Consider the following 17042-nt stretch of genomic DNA (forward strand, 5'->3'; position numbering starts at 1 on the left):
GGCGCGGGCCTCCCGTCCGGGGAATGGCTCAGGCGCTCTTCAGCGTGCCCTTGGGCAGGACAGTGGCCACGGCGGCCTTCTGGACCAGCACTTCGACGCCATCGGCGATTTCGACGCGGACATAGCTTTCGCCGACGCTCGCCACCTTGCCAGCGACGCCGCCTTGGGTCATGACTTCATCGCCCTTTTGCAGCGCTTCCAGCACGGCCTTGTGTTCTTTGGCCTTCTTCATCTGCGGGCGAATCATCAGGAACCACAGGATGCCGAACATCAGGATCAGCGGCAGCAGGCCCATGATGCCGCCGGTCGGGTCAGCCGCGGCACCCGCGGTCTGGGCATAGGCGTTGGAAATCAGCACGTTACACTCCGATGAATGGATTTATTCACAAACCGCCGAGTATAGCAGCGCGCGGCGTCGCGCCCGGGGCGCCGCCCGGGCCGAACACGCGGTGCTTGCGCAGCGTCAGTCAATGCCGCGGGCGCGGCGGGTGTGGAAGTCGGCGACGAAGGCGTTGAAGCGGTCAGCGTCGATGGCCTCGCGCATCTCGCGCATCAGCTGCTGGTAGTAGTAAAGGTTGTGGATGGTCATCAGGCGCGGGCCGAGCATTTCGGTCGCGCGATCCAGATGGTGCAGATAGGCGCGCGAGAAGTGCCGGCAGGTGTAGCAGCCGCAGGCCTCGTCGAGTGGCCGCGGGTCGTTGCGGTGCTTGGCGTTGCGGATCTTGAGGTTGCCCCATTGTGTGAACAGCCAGCCGTTGCGCGCGTTGCGGGTGGGCATCACGCAGTCGAACATGTCGATACCGCGCGAGACGCCATACACCAGATCCTCCGGCGTGCCGACGCCCATCAGGTAACGCGGCTTGCCGGTCGGCAGTTTTGGCGCAGTGTGCGTCAGGATGCGCTCCATCTCGTCCTTCGGCTCCCCGACCGAAAGGCCGCCGATCGCGAAACCATGAAAGCCGATATCCGCAAGACCTGCGAGCGATTCGTCCCGCAGGTCTTCATGCATGCCGCCCTGCACGATACCGAACAGGGCGTTCGGGTTCTCCAGCCGGTCGAACTCGTCACGCGAGCGCCGCGCCCAGCGCATCGACAGGCGCATCGAAGTGGCGGCTGTCGCATGGTCCGCAGGGTAGGGCGTGCATTCATCGAAGATCATCACGATGTCGGAGTTCAGCCCGCGCTGAATGCGCATCGACTCCTCCGGCGTGAGCATCAGTTTGGCGCCGTCGATCGGCGACGAGAAGCGCACGCCTTCCTCGGTGATCTTGCGCAGCGCGCCGAGCGAGAAAACCTGAAAGCCGCCCGAGTCGGTCAGGATCGGCCTTCTCCAGCCCATGAAATCGTGCAGGCCACCGAAGGTCTTCATGACTTCCATGCCGGGCCTGAGCCACAGATGGAAGGTGTTGCCGAGGCAGATCTGCGCGCCGATCTCGTCCAGCTCGTGCGGGCTCATCGCCTTGACGGTGCCGTAGGTGCCCACCGGCATGAATACCGGCGTGTCCACCACGCCGTGATTGAGTTGCAGGCGGCCGCGGCGGGCACCGTCCGAAGTGCGCAGAAGGTCGAATTTCATGTGGAAGCCTTGTCGAGCAGCATGGCGTCGCCATAGCTGAAAAAACGATAGCGGTTGGCGATGGCATGCGCGTAGGCGCTGCGGATCGTCTCAAGGCCGGCGAAGGCAGAGACCAGCATCAACAGCGTCGAGCGAGGCAGGTGAAAGTTGGTGATAAGGCGGTCGGCTACACGGAACTGGAAGCCGGGCGTGATGAAAATGTCGGTCTCTTCGGATCCGGCCTTCAGCTCGCCGTATCGGGCGGCAGACTCCAGCGCACGCAAGCTCGTCGTGCCGACGCACACGACACGGCCACCGGCAGCTTTGGTCGCTGCGATGGCTTTGACGGTGTCCTCCGGGATCACGTACCACTCGCGGTGCATGACGTGATCTTCGATCCGCTCCACGCGTACCGGCTGGAACGTACCGGCGCCCACGTGAAGCGTGACGGCCGCGGTCTTGATGCCGCGCGCCTCCAGTTGATCGAGCAGCGCTTGATCGAAGTGCAGGCCGGCCGTCGGTGCGGCAACCGAGCCGAGGTGACGCGCATACACAGTCTGATAGCGTGCCTCGTCGGCCTCGGCCGCGGCGCGATCGATGTAAGGCGGTAGCGGGAGCTGCCCGTGGCGTTCGATCAAATCAACCACCGTTGCATCGTGCGGGAAGCGCAGATGGAAGAACTCGCCGACGCGGCCGAGCACTTCCACCTCGAACGCATCCATCAGCGTGATCCGGCTGCCGGGCTTGGGCGACTTGCTGGCACGCACCATCGCAAGCGCTTCGTGATCGCCGAGCGGGCGCTCGATCAGCACTTCCACTTCGCCGCCGGTCGCCTTGCGCCCGTACAGACGCGCGTGCAGCACGCGGCTATCGTTGAAAACCAACAGATCGCCGGGCGCCAGCAGACTTGGTAGATCCTTGAAACTCAGGTCTTCAAGCGTGTCCTGGCCGACCCGCAGAAGCCGGCTGGCGCTGCGTTCGGCCAAGGGCGTCTGCGCAATCAGCGTGGGCGGTAGTTCGAAATCAAACTCTGAAACAGTTAAAGGCATGAGCTTTGCTTGAAGAGGGGGCGGTTTTCCGGGATAATGACTGACTTTCCGCGCCGGGATGGCGGAATCGGTAGACGCAGCGGATTCAAAATCCGCCGGTGGTAACACTGTGAGGGTTCGAGTCCCTCTCCCGGCACCACTTCACGACGCTTGAAATCTCAGGGCCCGCCCCCAGATACGCGTCGAACCCCTGATTTTATTGAGTCCCATGGCTGCAGGCAAACCAAACGCCCGGCGCCGCACCGCTTTTGCCGTGCTGGCGCTCGCAATGGCCGGAGTCGGTTCCCTGCCGGAAACCGCTCACGCCACCGTTCGCGGTCGTATCAACTACGGTGATGGCATGGCGCTGCCGCCGCAGGCCGTGATCGACATCGAGCTGACCGACATCTCCAAGTCCGGGGCGCCGGCGCAGGTGCTTGCGCGCATGCGTCTGTCGGCCGAAGAGGATGGACCGATTCCGTTCGAGATCTCGGTGCCGTCGGCACGTATCGACCAGCAGCGCACCTATGTGCTGTCGGCGCGGATTTCCTACGGCGGCAAGTTGCTCTACACGAACACCACGACTCATCGCGTCCTGACGCAGGGCGCGCCGATCAAGGTCGACCTGCGCGTGGAGCGCGTCGCCGCCTGATCGGCTTCTTTATGCCGGGCCTGCTGTTTGAGCGGGTCCGATGTCAGTGCGGCAAACCTTCAAACCAGTTGAGCTGCTCGCGCAGTGTGACCACTTCGCCGATGATCAGCAGCGCGGGTGGTTTGAGCGCAGCCTCTGCGACTTTTCCCGGCAAGCTCGCGAGCGTTCCGACGATGGTGCGTTGTGTCGGCAGCGTCGCATGTCTCACCGCCGCCGCCGGAGTGTCACCCGCGAGCCCGTGCGCCATGAGTTGCGCGCTGATGACCGGCAGGGCTCCAATCCCCATGTAGATCACCACGGTCTGGTTAGGGCGCGCCAGTGCTGTCCAGTCCAGGTCGCAGCTTCCGTCATGGAAGTGGCCGGTAGCGAACACGCAGGTGCGGGCGACTTCACGATGCGTCAGCGGAATTCCCGAAAAAGCGGCCGCGCCGCTTGCGGCTGTCACGCCCGGCACCACTTCAAACGGAATGCCGGAGCCGATCAGTTCAAGAATCTCCTCGCCGCCTCGCCCGAAAATGAATGGGTCGCCGCCCTTGAGTCGCACCACGCGCTTTCCAGTCTGTGCGAGCCGTACCAGAAGCGTGTTGATGGATTCCTGAGGTAGGGTGTGGTTGCCGGCTTCCTTGCCGACGTAGATCTTTTCGGCGTCAGTCGGGATCAGTGCCATCACGCCATCGCCTACAAGATGGTCGTAAACAACAGCATCTGCTTGTCCAATCACGCGTGCTGCACGTACCGTCAGCAGGTCGGCTTCGCCGGGGCCCGCGCCAATCAGGTAGACCTTGCCGGCAGGAATCGGTCGGTGGATGACGTTCATGCAATCGTCGCCTGCGCTCTTGAATTGCGGCCGAGTGTAGCACTGACGCGCCACCCGGCTGCCTGCGCAGGGGCGTTGCGCCGAACTTGAGTGCGGTGCAACGGGGACACGCCTATAATCCGCGCCACTTTTATTGCAGGGCAGCACCGGACACGCGCGTGTCCGCTCGATCAAACATGCAGAACACCCCTGACGGTACGCACGCCGCACCGCAATCGCGAGGCCGCCTTGCGGCACTCACAGTCGCCGCGATCGGCGTGGTTTTCGGGGATATCGGCACCAGTCCGCTGTATACGATGAAAGAGGTGTTCGGCTCGCACGGGCTGGAGCCGTCGCATGCGAACGTTCTCGGCATCCTGTCCCTGGTGTTCTGGGCGCTGATCATCATCGTCGCGTTGAAGTACGTGGTGTTCATCATGCGTGCCGACAACCGTGGCGAAGGCGGCATCATGGCGCTGATGGCGCTGGCTCAACGCACTGCCGCGAAGGATCCGCGTGCGATCTGGTGGCTGACTGCGGCGGGTCTGTTCGGCGCGGCGCTTTTCTACGGCGATGGCGTGATTACACCGGCGATCTCGGTGCTATCGGCGGTCGAAGGGGTGGCGGTCACCCAGCCTGCGTTTGCGCCGCTCGTTTTGCCGCTGTCACTTGTGATCATCGTTGTGCTCTTTGCTTTCCAGAGAAAGGGCACGGCAAGCGTTGGTGCGCTGTTCGGGCCGGTCATGATTCTCTGGTTCGTGACCCTTGGGGTGCTTGGTCTGCACAAGGTGATCGAGATGCCGAGCGTGCTGCTTGCGCTCAACCCGCTGTATGCGCTGCAGTTTCTTGCTGAGCACCAGCTCCACGGCTTCCTCGTGCTGGGTTCGGTGGTGCTGGCGGTGACGGGAGCTGAGGCTCTGTATGCCGACATGGGGCACTTTGGCCGCAAACCGATCAAGCTGGCGTGGTTTGGACTGGTTCTGCCCAGCATCTACCTGAACTACCTCGGGCAGGGAGCGCTACTGGTCGCCGACCCGAGCGCAGCGAGGAATCCCTTCTTTCTGCTGGCGCCGCCCTGGATGCTGTATCCGATGGTCGGGCTGGCGACTTTGGCCGCCATCATTGCGTCGCAGGCGGTTATCTCCGGCGCCTTCTCGCTGACCCGCCAGGCGATGCAACTGGGGTATTGCCCGCGCTTCAGCCTGATCCACACCTCTGCGAAGGAAATCGGGCAGGTTTACGTTCCGGGCATTAACTGGGGGCTGTTAGGTGCGGTGCTGGCGCTGGTTATTGGCTTCAAATCGTCCAGCGCGCTGGCGTCGGCTTATGGCATCGCGGTGACCCTGACGATGCTGATTGACACCGTGCTGGCGTTTATCGTGGTGCGCAGCTTGTGGGGGTGGTCCGGCTTGCAGGGGGGGATTTTCCTCGCCGGTTTCCTGATCGTTGACCTAGCGTTTGTCTCCGCGTGCTCGGTGAAGATTCTGGATGGCGGTTGGTTCCCGTTGACAATGGGCCTGGGGATATTCCTGTTGCTGGCAACGTGGCGGCGGGGGCGTCAGCTCGTCGCCGAGCGGACACGCACCGACACGATTCCGCTCGAACTCTTCATCCAGTCGCTGTTTCACTCGCCGCCCCAGCGCGTTGCCGGTACCGGCATTTTCATGACCACGAATCTGGAAGGCGTCCCGCGGGCGCTGTTGCATAACCTGCTGCATAACAAGGTGCTGCATGAGCGCGTTGTTTTGCTGACCGTCGTAACGGAGGATGTGCCCTTCGTGCCGGAGATTGACCGCGTTTGGGTCGAGCATCTGGACTACGGTTTTCAGCGCATCTCGGTGCACTACGGTTTCAAGGACGACCCGGACATCCCTGCCGCGCTGCTCCAGGCGCAGGGTCAGGGCTTCGAGTTCGAGATGATGGAAACGTCATTCTTCCTTGGTCGGGAGAAGCTGATTCCGCGTATCAAGGGCGTCATGCCGATGTGGCGCGAGCGCCTGTTCATCTTCATGTTCCGCAACTCCGGCAGTGCGGCTGACTTCTTCCGCATACCTGCGAACCGGGTGGTGGAATTCGGAACCCAGGTCGAACTGTGACGGTGCGCACGTGCACCTGCGTTTTCTTTTCATTAAATCTTGTCAAGCGTTTGTTTTGATTGAAAAAACGCTCAATTTGGCGGCTTTGTCGAATGTGACGTCCTTCACGCGAATGTCTCGCATGCTCGGGTATCGTCGGTCCCACTAAAGCAATTGCGCGTTGCCCGCCGGGCAGGGCGGTGTGGCGCAAGGGTGGGACACCATGCTTCGACTTTTCAATCACTACGTACCGGCCAACGCGTTTGCGCAGGTGCTATTCGATAGCCTGTTGCTGTTCGCCGCCATCCTCGTTGCGGCGTCCATGCAGTTGAGCGGAGGTTTCGCGCTTATTGAGGCGCTGGCGCCGTCCGCGCTGCTGTTTGCCGTCATCATGATTGCGCTCAACAGCGCGTTGGGTCTCTATCGCGGCGGCCCGACGTCCAGCTTGTACGACACGCTCGCCCGCATTTTGCTGTCCTTGCTGGCGAGCATCCCGATCGCTTACGCCGTGTTCCGCATCCTGCCTTGGGGCATCTTTGACCAACAGCGCGGCGAGCTGACGGTTGTCTTATTGCTTGGCGCTATTCTTGCGTTGCGTGGCTTTGTCGTGGGCGCTGCGGGCGAACCGCTGCTGCGCCGCCGCATTCTCGTCATCGGCACCGGTAACGAAGCGGCGGCTGTGGATCAAAGCCTGCGCAGTCAAAGCACGCGTGCGCTGCAGGTGGTCGGTTTCTATCCAGCGGTGAACAACGACGATGTCGTGGTTTCGAACCACCGGATTTTGGCCGCCAACGCATCGTTGCTTGAAGCGGTCAGGGCGCATGACGTCAATGAAATCATCGTTGCGGTGCGTGAGCGACGCGGCGGTTCGATGTCGCTCAAACAGTTGCTCGACTGCAAGCTTGCCGGCGTCAAGGTGCTGGACCTCTCGTCCTTCTACGAACGTGTGCGTGGTCAGGTTCGGATCGATGCGCTGAAGGCGAGCTGGCTGATCTACGGCGATGGATTCCGTCAGGGCTGGCTGCGCTCCACGATCAAACGTTGTTTCGACCTCGTCGTGGGGACGGTGATGCTGGTGTTGGCGCTGCCGGTCATGGCGCTGACCGCGGTCGCGATTGCCGTCGAGTCCGGTTTTCCGGTTTTCTACACACAGGAGCGTGTTGGTCGTGGCGGCCGCGTGTTCCGTGTGATCAAGTTCCGTAGCATGCGCACCGACGCGGAGAAGGATGGAAAGCCCCGCTGGGCTTCGGCCCGCGATGATCGCGTGACCCGAGTTGGCCGGATCATCCGAAAAACGCGCATTGATGAGTTGCCGCAGTTGCTGAACGTCATCCGTGGCGAAATGAGCCTCGTAGGGCCGCGTCCGGAGCGCCCTTATTTTGTCGATCAGCTTGCACGCGAGATCCCGTTCTTCGCCGTTCGCCATAGCGTTAAGCCAGGCCTGACCGGCTGGGCTCAGGTGCGCTATCAGTATGGCTCCACGGTCGATGATGCGATTCAGAAGCTCCAGTACGATCTTTACTACGTCAAGAATCACACGCTGTTCCTTGATGTGCTGATTCTCGCTGAGACCGTTCGCGTGGTTTTGACCGGCGAAGGGGCCCACTAAGGGTGGCGACCAAGGAAGCCGCACGCGCGCGGCAAATGGTTAAGGGGCGTCAATGAACGCCGTTCCAGCAGTCATGGTTGCCGCCGGCTATGGTCTGGCGGCGCTTGTTTTCGTGCTGGTTGGATTGCATCTGCGCCTCAGCTGGCGTGGCGGCCGCCAGGGCGCGCTGCTGCTCTACGCCATTGCTGCAAGTCTTGTGTGGGCGCTCATTTCGCTCGTCTTTGCGCTCGACCCAACGTGGTTGCTTTGGGCTGCCAGCAGCATGCTGGACAGCCTCCGAATCGCGGCTTGGTTGATGTTCCTTTTTTCGCTGCTTGAGCTGACGGGCTCGGAGTTGTCGCCGTCGATCGCGCGTGTGCGCCAGATTGCGGTGGGCGTCGTCGGCGTGCGCTTCCTGGCCGATCTGTTTGGCGCCGCCGGACTTGTGTCAGGCTTGCTTGGCGGCCAACTTGTTGCGGTGCTGACGCTGGCTTGTGCCGTTTCTGGGCTGGTTGCGATCGAGCAGCTCTACCGAAACTTCCCTGAGCAATCGCGTTGGGGCATCAAGCCGCTGGCGGTCGGACTGCTTGGCGCGTTCTTCTTCGACGTTTACGTCGGGGCAGACGCGTTCATGTTCAGGCGCGTCGATCTGACCTTGTGGGGAATGCGCGGTTTTGTCTGGTGTGCGGCCATGGTGCTGGTTGCGATTTCGGCTGGCAGAAGCCGTAACTGGAATTTCCGCATCAGCGTTTCGCGCGAGGTCGTATTCCATTCGGCGACGTTGGGCGTTGCGGGCACATTCCTGCTGGCTGTTGCCGCCGCCGGTTACTGGGTTCGCTTCTTTGGCGGAGAGTGGGGCGCTGCGCTGCAGATACTGCTGCTCTTCGGCGGCCTGCTGGCTTGCGCGATCGTGCTCTTCTCTGGTGCCTTTCGTGCGAAGTTGCGCGTGTTTCTCGCGAAGCACTTCTTTAGCTACCGGTACGACTACCGTGCCGAGTGGCTGCGCTTCACACAGGCGCTTGCAGTATCTGGCGGCGGCGCGGATTTGTCGATCGCGGTGATCCGCGGCCTCGCGGATCTGGTCGAGAGCCCCGGCGGGATATTGTGGTTGAAGGATCGCAGCGGTGGCTACGTCCCCCACGCGCGGCTCAATCACGTGCAAGTCGATGCTGCCGAACCCGCCGCCGGAGCGTTTGCGCGATTTCTCATGCAACGTGGTTGGATCGTTGACTTGGCTGAAGTGCGCAGCCAGCCATCGATCTACGAAGGGTTTGAGCCTCCGGGTTGGCTCGAACAGGCGCCCGACGCCTGGCTGATCGTGCCCCTGTTTGTAGAGCTTGAAATGGTGGGCTTCGTGGTGCTGATGACGGCGCGGACAAGCATCGACGTTGATTGGGAGGTGCTTGATCTGCTCAAGACGGCGTCGCGACAGGCCGCCGTGCACTTGGGGCGGCATCAGGCTGCCGAGGCGTTGATGGAGGCGCAGAAATTCGATGCTTTCAACCGCATGTCCGCGTTCGTCGTCCATGACCTCAAGAACCTCGTCGCGCAGTTGCAGTTGATGTTGCGAAACGCCGATCGACACAAGGACAACCCGGAGTTCCAGCAAGACATGCTCGACACCGTGCGTCATGTACAGGAGCGGATGAAGGGTTTGATGTCGCAGCTGCAGGAAAAGCGCTCGATCGACATGCGGCGTCCTGTCAGTCTTCGCGATCTGGCGCAGCGAATCGCGGACGGCAAGCGCCACCAGCGCCCGCTCGTGGGCGTCACGCTCGATGCCGCGCCCGTCGCGATGGCGCACCCGGAGCGTATTGAAAGAGTTGTTGGTCATGTGGTGCAAAATGCACTCGACGCCACTGGTGACAATGGTATTGTCGGAATCAGGGTGTTTGAACGGGACGGAATGGCCTGCATCGAAGTGCGTGACAGCGGTTGCGGCATGTCGGTCCAGTTCGTCCGCGAGCGACTGTTCAAACCCTTCCAGAGCACCAAGGATGCCGGGATGGGCATCGGCGCCTATGAAACCCTGCAATACATCACCGAACTGGGTGGGCGGATCGACGTTGAGAGCGAGCCGGGGCGCGGAACAACCATGCAGGTATGGCTGCCGTGCGTTCGGGAAGCGGTAGCGCCGGCTGAGGCGGCATGAATAATGAATGACCGAAAACGTACGCTCCTGATCGTGGAGGATGACCCCGCACTGCAGAAACAGATGCGTTGGGCGTTTGACCAGTACGAAGTGGTGACAGCGGATGATCGGGAGTCGGCGATCGCACAGATTCGCCGCTACGAGCCAGCCGTCGTGACAATGGATCTTGGCTTGCCGCCCTCGCCTGACGATACGACGGAGGGCTTCCGCCTTCTTGGTGAGATCTTGTCACTCGCGCCAGACACCAAGGTCATTGTTCTGACGGGCCAGCACGACCGCGAGAACGCGGTGCGTGCCGTCGGCGCAGGCGCCTATGACTTCTTCGCCAAGCCGTTCGAGCCGGAATTGTTGATGCTGACGATCGATCGTGCGTTTCGTTTGTACGATCTCCAGCACGAGAATCGTCGCCTGCAGACACAGCATGCGGGCGGGCCGCTGGGTGCGGTCATCACGCGGGACGCCGCGATGCTGCGCATCCTGCGCACGATCGAAAAGGTGTCTAGCGCCAACGTTACCGTCATGCTGCTTGGCGAGAGCGGCACCGGCAAGGAAGTGCTGGCGCGTGGGCTGCATGAAGCGTCACCGCGTCGCGCGGCGCGGTTTATTGCGATCAACTGCGCGGCGATTCCGGAGAACCTGCTTGAGAGCGAGCTGTTCGGCTACGAGAAGGGTGCGTTCACCGGGGCCGTAAGGCAGACGCCCGGCAAGTTTGAACTTGCGCACAAGGGGACGCTGTTTCTCGATGAGATCGGCGACCTGCCGATCGCCCTGCAGGCGAAGCTGCTGCGCTTCCTGCAGGAGCGCGTTGTCGAGCGAATCGGTGGACGGGAGGAGATCCCTGTCGACGTGCGAATCGTGTGTGCCACGCACCAGGATCTCAAATCGCTGATCGCACAAGGCCGATTCCGTGAGGATCTGTTCTATCGGCTGGCGGAAATCGTTGTCGACATCCCCCCGGTGCGCGATCGCGACGGTGATGCCTTGTTGCTGGCGCACGCGTTTGTGCAGCGTTTCGCGAACGAACATCGGCGTGGTTCGATGGGGTTTACCGATGACGCGCTGGCGGCGCTTGCTGCGCATCGCTGGCCTGGCAACGTTCGCGAACTGGAGAACTGCGTCAAACGCGCGGTGATCATGGCGGACGCTGGTCGCATCACCGCAGACGACCTTGGTCTTGATGCGCCGGATGAGGACCTCGAAGCGCTCAATCTGCGCGCGGTACGCGATGAAGCGGAGCGGCGGGCGGTTGTGCGGGTGCTCGCGCGGGTGAACGGCAATATCGCTCGAGCGGCCGAAGTACTCGGTATCAGCCGCCCGACACTTTACGATCTGATGAATCGATTCGGGTTGAAGAAAGACCCGGTTTGACCCGACAGGACCCCTCATGACTCAGTCACGTATTTCCAACCTGCTAGCCGCGCTACTGGCTGCAGCTCTGCTCATCGGGTGTGGCGACGATCCCCAGAAGATGTTGAGCTCCGCGCGCGACTATCTGGCCAAAGGGGACAACAACGCAGCCACGATCCAGTTGAAGAACGCGCTGCAGAAGGATCCGGGCCTTGCTGAGGCGCGTTTTCTGTTCGGCAAGATCCTGCTCGACAGCGGTGATGTGCAAGGGGCGGAAAAGGAACTGCGCAAGGCGCTCGAAGCCGGCTACCCGCTCGAATCGGTTGCAGTGCCGCTTTCGCGGGCATTGCTGGCGCTCGACAAAGCGCAGCAAGTTGTCACCGAATATAGCGCGATGAAGCCCCAGCAGCCCGCCGCGAAGGCTGCGGTTGCAGTCGGTTTGTCTGATGCCTATCTGATGCTCAATCAGCAGGAGCGCGCCGAGGCGGCGCTGCGTGAGGCGCTTGATGCTTCGCCCGGTTTCGGCCCCGCGGCCATCGCTTTTGCGCGCCTCAAGGTGTCGCGTCACGACATCCCCGCCGCGACGGCTATTCTGGATGACGCCATCGCGAAGAACCCGTCCGAATACGATGCGATCACGCTTCGCGCGGAACTCAAGCTCGCCGTGGGCAAGGCCGATGAAGCGGTTGCTGATCTTGATCGCGCGATCAAGCTGCACTCGCAGCTGGTGCCGCCGCGCATGCGGTTGGCGCAGATCTACATCAATCAGAAGCAGCTCGACAAAGCCGAGGCGACTATTGCCGAGGCCAAGAAAGTCTCGCCCAAGCACATTCTGATTCGTCATCTCGAGGGTGTCGTCGCCCTCTACCGTGGCAAGAACGACAAGGCGCGGGATGCGGCGCAGCAGGTCCTCAGTGCCGCGCCGGACTATCTTCCTGCAGTGATGCTGGCGGGTGTCGCGCACATGCGTTTGCGCGATTTTGTGCAAGCTCAGGCAAATTTCGAAAAACTCGTTGCGAAGGCGCCAGACGCGCCGGGGCCGCGTCGCTTGCTTGCGCGTGCTCAGCTGGCCGCAAAGGACCCCGCGAAGGCCTTCGATACGCTCAACCCGTTGCTGTCGAAGAATCCTGATCGTGAAACCTTGATGCTGGCGGGTCAGGCCTCGCTGCAGAACGGCGACTTTGCGCGCTCATCGGAACTCTTTGCCAAGGCGGCAGCGCTCGACCCGAAAGATGCCGCGTCGCGTTTGCGCCTGGGCGTATCGAAGCTGGCTACCGGCGACAGCGACGCTGCGATGCGTGACATCGAGGCTGCGGCTTCGATTGAAGACAGCAGCGATGAGGCCGAGGTCACCTTGATCATGGCTCATCTGCGCAGCGGCAACGTGCCGAAGGCGCGCGCAGTGGTGGATCGCATGATCCAGCGCCAGCCGGACAACCCCTTGGGTTACAACCTGCTCGGTGGCGTGCTGATGGCCGCGAAGGACACCGCCGGGGCGCGCAAGGCTTTCGAGAAGTCGATCGAGTTGCAGCCCAACTACCTGGCGGCGGCAATGAACCTGGCGCGGCTTGACGTGATGGCCGGAAAGCCTGGTGAGGCGCGCGCGCGTTTCGAGAAAATCATCGAGAAGAATCCGAAGGCCGTCGAGGCTTACCTCTTGCTGGCGCGTCAGATGGCTGACAGCGGAGCGAAGCCGGATGAGATCCGCAAGGTCCTCGACCGCGCGGTGGCCGCCAATCCTGGGGTGGCTGCGCCGAAACTCGCACTGCTCGAGTTGCTGCAGGCTTCGGGCGACAATAAGGCAGCACTCGCCGTGGCGCAGGATCTGTCTGCGGCGTTTCCGTCTGAGCCCGAGGTCCTGATGGCCGCGGCTCGGGCGCAATCTCGCGCGGGCGAAACACAGCAGGCGATCGCAACGTTGCAGAAGCTGATCGGCGTGCAGCCCCAGCTGCCGGCACCGTGGCTGATGCTGTCTGATCTGCAGCGGGTGGCAAAGGACGTGCAGGCGGCGGAAGACACGCTGCGCAAGGTGCTCAAGCAGCGTCCCGATCTGCTCGAGGCGCAACAGCGGCTGGTTGCGCTCAAGATCGAGCAACGCAGTACGAACGACGCCGTCGCGATTGCGCGAGAAGTGCAGAAACAGCACCCGAAGGAAGCGGCGGGCTGGATCTATGAAGGCGACGCGTACGCACAATCGAAGGATTGGGCCGCCGCGAACAAGGCCTACGCCAAAGCTTACGAACTCGCCAAGGTCGGGCCGGTTGCGATCAAGTACCACAGTGGTCTGGTCGAGTCGGGTCAGCGCGCAGAGGCCGACAAGCTCGCGGCCGCATGGCTGGCGCAAAACCCCAAGGATGTACCGTTCCGCTCCTATATCGCTGAGCGTGCGATTGCGTCGAAGGACTACGAGGCGGCGGCCAAGGCGTATCGCGCGTTGCTGGAGCTCGACCCGAAGAACGCCGTGACGCTCAACAACCTCGGCTGGGTGGGTAGCAAGGTGAAGGATCCGAAGGCAATGTCGTATGTCGACCAGGCGCTTCAACTCGCTCCCGACAACCCCGCGATTCTCGATACCAAGGCGCAGATCCTGTTGGATTCGGGCCAGGCCAAGCCTGCCGTGGAAGTGCTGCGCAAGGCGGTCGCCGGTGCGCCGAGCAATCCGTCGCTGCGCTTGAATCTGGCGCGTGCGCTGGTACAGGCTGGCGACAAGGCGGCCGCCAAATCGGAAGCCGCCGCGGTCGCGAAAACCGCGCCGGAAAACTCGACCTTGCGCAGCGACGCCGAGTCGCTGCTCAAGACCCTCTGACGAACCTACTGGCGCTCACGCCGCAAAGATCATGACAACCGTTGCTGTGATTGGCCTTGGATACGTTGGCCTGCCGCTCGCCGTCGAGTTTGGCAAAAAGTACCGCACACTGGGCTTCGATCTCTCGGAGCAGAAGGTCGCCGCCTACCGCGGGTTCGTGGATCCGACTGGCGAGGTCTCCAGCGAGGATCTGCGCGGTGCCACGCAGCTCACCTGTCACACCGACCCGAAGGTGATTTCCGAAGCGGATTTCATCATCGTGGCGGTGCCGACTCCGGTCGACGACGCACATCAGCCTGACTTCACGCCGCTGGTAAAGTCGTCCGAGTCGGTGGGCAAGCACATCAAACGCGGCGCGGTCGTCGTGTACGAGTCGACCGTTTACCCCGGCGCGACGGAAGAGGTCTGCATTCCGATCATCGAGAAGCACTCGGGCCTGAAGTGGAAAGAGGATTTCTTTGTCGGCTACAGCCCGGAACGGATCAATCCGGGCGACAAGGAGCGTACGCTCACCCGCATCGTCAAGGTTGTGTCGGGTGATACGCCGGCGACACTTGAAAAGGTGCAGGCGCTTTATGGCGCGGTGATCACTGCGGGCGTGTACCCCGCATCGAGCATCAAGGTGGCGGAAGCCGCCAAGGTCATCGAGAACACACAGCGCGACCTGAACATCGCGCTGATGAACGAATTGGCACTGATTTTCCACAAGATCGGTATCGACACGCTGGAAGTGCTGAAAGCGGCGGGCACCAAGTGGAACTTCCTGCCCTTCCGCCCGGGTCTGGTCGGCGGCCACTGTATCGGTGTCGACCCGTATTACCTGACCTACAAAGCGGACATGCTCGGCTACCACCCGCAGGTGATCCTTGCCGGGCGCCGCATCAACGATGGCATGGGCAAGTACATCGCCGAGCAGACCGTCAAACAGATGATCGCGAATGACCTGCCGGTCAAGGGCGCGAACGTCATCGTGCTCGGCCTGACCTTCAAGGAGAACTGCCCCGACCTGCGCAACAGCAAGGTGATCGACGTGATCCGCGAGCTGCGCAGCTTTGGCGTCAACGTTCACGTACATGATCCGATCGCCGATAGCGGCGAAGCCGAGCACGAGTACGGCGTGTCGTTGACGCCGTGGGATGCGCTGCCGAAGGCGTCTGCGATTGTTGCGGCCGTAAGCCATCAGGCATACGCGGACATGGGCGTCGCGCAGCTCATCGCCAAGCTGTTGCCGGGTGGTGTGTTTACCGACGTCAAGAGCGCGTACGCACCGACTGAAGTCGAAGCCGCCGGCGCACGCCTCTGGAGGCTTTGACGCGGTACCGTTTGGTGCCGGGAGATGTCATGCGTAGCCTGCGTTTGCTTCTCCTCGCCCTGAGTGTTGTTGGACTGCCAGCGGCGGCGGACGAGCCGCTGGCCGATCCGCGCGCGACGCTGGCGAAGCAACTGGTTGCCCTCGGCACGCAGTACGAACACGGCGAGGGCATGCCGCAGGATCCGCTGCGCGCCGCGGAGCTGTACTGCGATGCAGCACGCTACGGCGACGCCGAAGGCCTGTTTGCACTCGCCTGGATGTACGGCAATGGCCGCGGTGTGGAGCAGGACGACCGGATCGCGGCGACCTTGATGGCGCGCTCGGCGGCTGCGGGGTTTGAGCCGGCGCAGGGCGCCCAGCGTTTCTTTGGCCCGTCGGCCGGCGTATTGCCGCCATGCATGATGCCGCGCGCGCCGCAGGGGCGTAATGATCCGGGTGCGTCCGACGAAGCGGATCTCGATGCCGTTTTGGCGGCGCTGCCGCCCAACAAGCGCCGCATCGCACAGTTGATCCGCCTGCTGGCGCCGCAGTACGCGATCGATGCCCGCCTCGCCTTGGCCGTCGCGGCGGCCGAATCCAACTTCGAGTCGCTCGCGCGCAGCCCGCGTAACGCCTATGGCGTGATGCAGCTGATCCCGGAGACGGCGCAGCGCTTCAAGGTACGCAACGTCTACGACCCCGCGCAGAACATCAAGGGTGGCCTCGCCTACCTGCGCTGGTTGCTGGCCTACTATCGCGGCGATGTGCTCTTGACGCTGGCCGCCTACAACGCGGGCGAGGGCGCGGTCGATCGCTACCGCGGCATTCCGCCCTATCGGGAGACGGTCGACTATGTCAAACGTATCTACGGCATGTTCCGCCGCGCCAACCACCCGTACGACGCACAGTTGGTGGCGCCGTCGCCTATTGCGATGCGCTAGCCTGCGTACCGTCGTGCGGCGAGCTGTCGGGCGGGGGCTGATAGTCGCGGTGGCGTTGCTGATTGGGGTGCCCGCGCACGCAGATCTGGTCGACACGGTGCAAAGGATCAAACCGGCCATCGTCGCGATTGGCACTTATCAGCGCGATCGTTCGCCGCAGTTCCGGCTTATGGGCACCGGCTTTGTCGTGGGCGATGGAACCAGGATTGCCACCAACTCGCATGTAGTGCCGCCCACATTGGACGCGGAGCACTTCGAGGAGCTGATCGCGATCAGCTTCGGCGACGGGGGCGTGCAGCGCACGCACAAGGTCACCAAGATTGGCAGCGACCCGGCACACGACCTCGCGCTGCTCAAGCTGCCGGGCGTCACGCTGCCGGCGCTCAAGCTTGACGACGGTATGCATGCGCGCGAGGGCCAGCCGATTGCGTTTACTGGCTTCCCGATCATCGGCGTACTGGGCCTTAATCCGGCCACGCATCGTGGCATAGTCGCTGCGATCACACCGATCGTGTTGCCGACCGAGCACGGGTCGCAGCTTAATCCTCAGGCGATCCGGCGCATTCGTGAAGGCGCCTTCCCAGTGCTTCAACTCGATGCCACGGCTTACCCCGGCAACAGCGGAAGCCCGGTCTATGACCAAGACAGCGGCCTGGTGCTGGCGATTGCCAACATGGTGTTCGTAAAAGGCAGCAAGGAAAGCGCGCTGACGCAACCGTCCGGCATCACCTACGCGATACCCGCGATGCACCTGAAGGCCTTGCTCGACCGCACGCCCTGAGTTCACCCGCTGTCGCAGGACGGTTGCGCG

13 protein-coding genes and 1 tRNA gene are annotated in these 17042 nt (G+C 62.6%); 10 read left to right on the plus strand and 4 right to left on the minus strand.

The features are described 5' to 3' along the window. Positions 1-28: 28 nt before the first annotated feature. The 3 genes from yajC to queA form a co-directional block, all read right to left on the minus strand. The gene (yajC, locus tag ACE3P0_RS19095) at positions 29-358 is read right to left on the minus strand and encodes a preprotein translocase subunit YajC (RefSeq protein WP_172204651.1); all 330 of its coding nucleotides are present in this window, start codon (positions 356-358) and stop codon (positions 29-31) included. 105 nt (positions 359-463) lie between these two features. Continuing rightward, complete coding sequence (gene tgt / locus ACE3P0_RS19100) at positions 464-1576, minus strand: tRNA guanosine(34) transglycosylase Tgt (RefSeq protein ID WP_374404378.1); 1113 nt, start codon at positions 1574-1576, stop codon at positions 464-466. Then, positions 1573-2604, minus strand: coding sequence for a tRNA preQ1(34) S-adenosylmethionine ribosyltransferase-isomerase QueA (gene queA, locus ACE3P0_RS19105; protein ID WP_374404379.1), 1032 nt, complete (start codon positions 2602-2604; stop codon positions 1573-1575). The genes tgt and queA overlap by 4 nt, the downstream gene beginning before the upstream one ends. A gap of 52 nt (positions 2605-2656) precedes the next feature. Here queA and ACE3P0_RS19110 point away from each other — a divergent pair. Next, positions 2657-2743, plus strand: a tRNA-Leu gene (locus ACE3P0_RS19110). Between the two features lie 69 nt (positions 2744-2812). Further along, positions 2813-3235 carry a YbaY family lipoprotein gene (locus tag ACE3P0_RS19115; protein ID WP_374404380.1) on the plus strand — a complete coding sequence of 141 codons (423 nt, stop codon included), beginning with the start codon at positions 2813-2815 and terminating at the stop codon, positions 3233-3235. Between the two features lie 43 nt (positions 3236-3278). Here the strand turns inward: ACE3P0_RS19115 and cobA are convergent, their stop codons facing one another. Then, positions 3279-4052 carry a uroporphyrinogen-III C-methyltransferase gene (gene cobA, locus ACE3P0_RS19120; RefSeq protein WP_374404382.1) on the minus strand — a complete coding sequence of 258 codons (774 nt, stop codon included), beginning with the start codon at positions 4050-4052 and terminating at the stop codon, positions 3279-3281. 176 nt (positions 4053-4228) lie between these two features. Here cobA and ACE3P0_RS19125 point away from each other — a divergent pair, with 176 nt between their 5' ends. The 8 genes from ACE3P0_RS19125 to ACE3P0_RS19160 all read left to right on the plus strand — a co-directional run bounded on the left by ACE3P0_RS19125 (position 4229) and on the right by ACE3P0_RS19160 (position 17012). Next, positions 4229-6127 (plus strand): potassium transporter Kup, encoded by a 1899-nt coding sequence (locus tag ACE3P0_RS19125; RefSeq protein ID WP_374404383.1) that lies wholly within the window; start codon positions 4229-4231, stop codon positions 6125-6127. 202 nt (positions 6128-6329) lie between these two features. Then, positions 6330-7715, plus strand: coding sequence for a TIGR03013 family XrtA/PEP-CTERM system glycosyltransferase (locus ACE3P0_RS19130; RefSeq protein WP_374404385.1), 1386 nt, complete (start codon positions 6330-6332; stop codon positions 7713-7715). Between the two features lie 73 nt (positions 7716-7788). Beyond that, entirely contained in the window at positions 7789-9846 is a 2058-nt protein-coding gene (prsK, locus tag ACE3P0_RS19135) for an XrtA/PEP-CTERM system histidine kinase PrsK (protein ID WP_374404386.1), read from the plus strand. Between the two features lie 3 nt (positions 9847-9849). Beyond that, the gene (gene prsR, locus ACE3P0_RS19140; RefSeq protein ID WP_374404387.1) at positions 9850-11214 is read left to right on the plus strand and encodes a PEP-CTERM-box response regulator transcription factor; all 1365 of its coding nucleotides are present in this window, start codon (positions 9850-9852) and stop codon (positions 11212-11214) included. A 16-nt stretch (positions 11215-11230) separates the two neighbouring features. Continuing rightward, entirely contained in the window at positions 11231-13999 is a 2769-nt protein-coding gene (gene prsT / locus ACE3P0_RS19145) for an XrtA/PEP-CTERM system TPR-repeat protein PrsT (protein WP_374404388.1), read from the plus strand. Between the two features lie 31 nt (positions 14000-14030). Then, positions 14031-15311: a nucleotide sugar dehydrogenase gene (locus ACE3P0_RS19150; RefSeq protein ID WP_374404389.1), complete on the plus strand. Its 1281-nt coding sequence runs from the start codon at positions 14031-14033 to the stop codon at positions 15309-15311. A 29-nt stretch (positions 15312-15340) separates the two neighbouring features. Beyond that, positions 15341-16231 (plus strand): transglycosylase SLT domain-containing protein, encoded by an 891-nt coding sequence (locus ACE3P0_RS19155; protein ID WP_374404390.1) that lies wholly within the window; start codon positions 15341-15343, stop codon positions 16229-16231. A gap of 67 nt (positions 16232-16298) precedes the next feature. Next, on the plus strand, positions 16299-17012 hold the full coding sequence (locus ACE3P0_RS19160; protein WP_374404391.1) for a serine protease: 714 nt from the start codon (positions 16299-16301) through the stop codon (positions 17010-17012). The last annotated feature ends 30 nt before the right edge of the window (positions 17013-17042 follow it).

The organism is Niveibacterium sp. (assembly GCF_041909475.1).
In the GTDB taxonomy this organism is placed as follows: domain Bacteria; phylum Pseudomonadota; class Gammaproteobacteria; order Burkholderiales; family Rhodocyclaceae; genus Niveibacterium.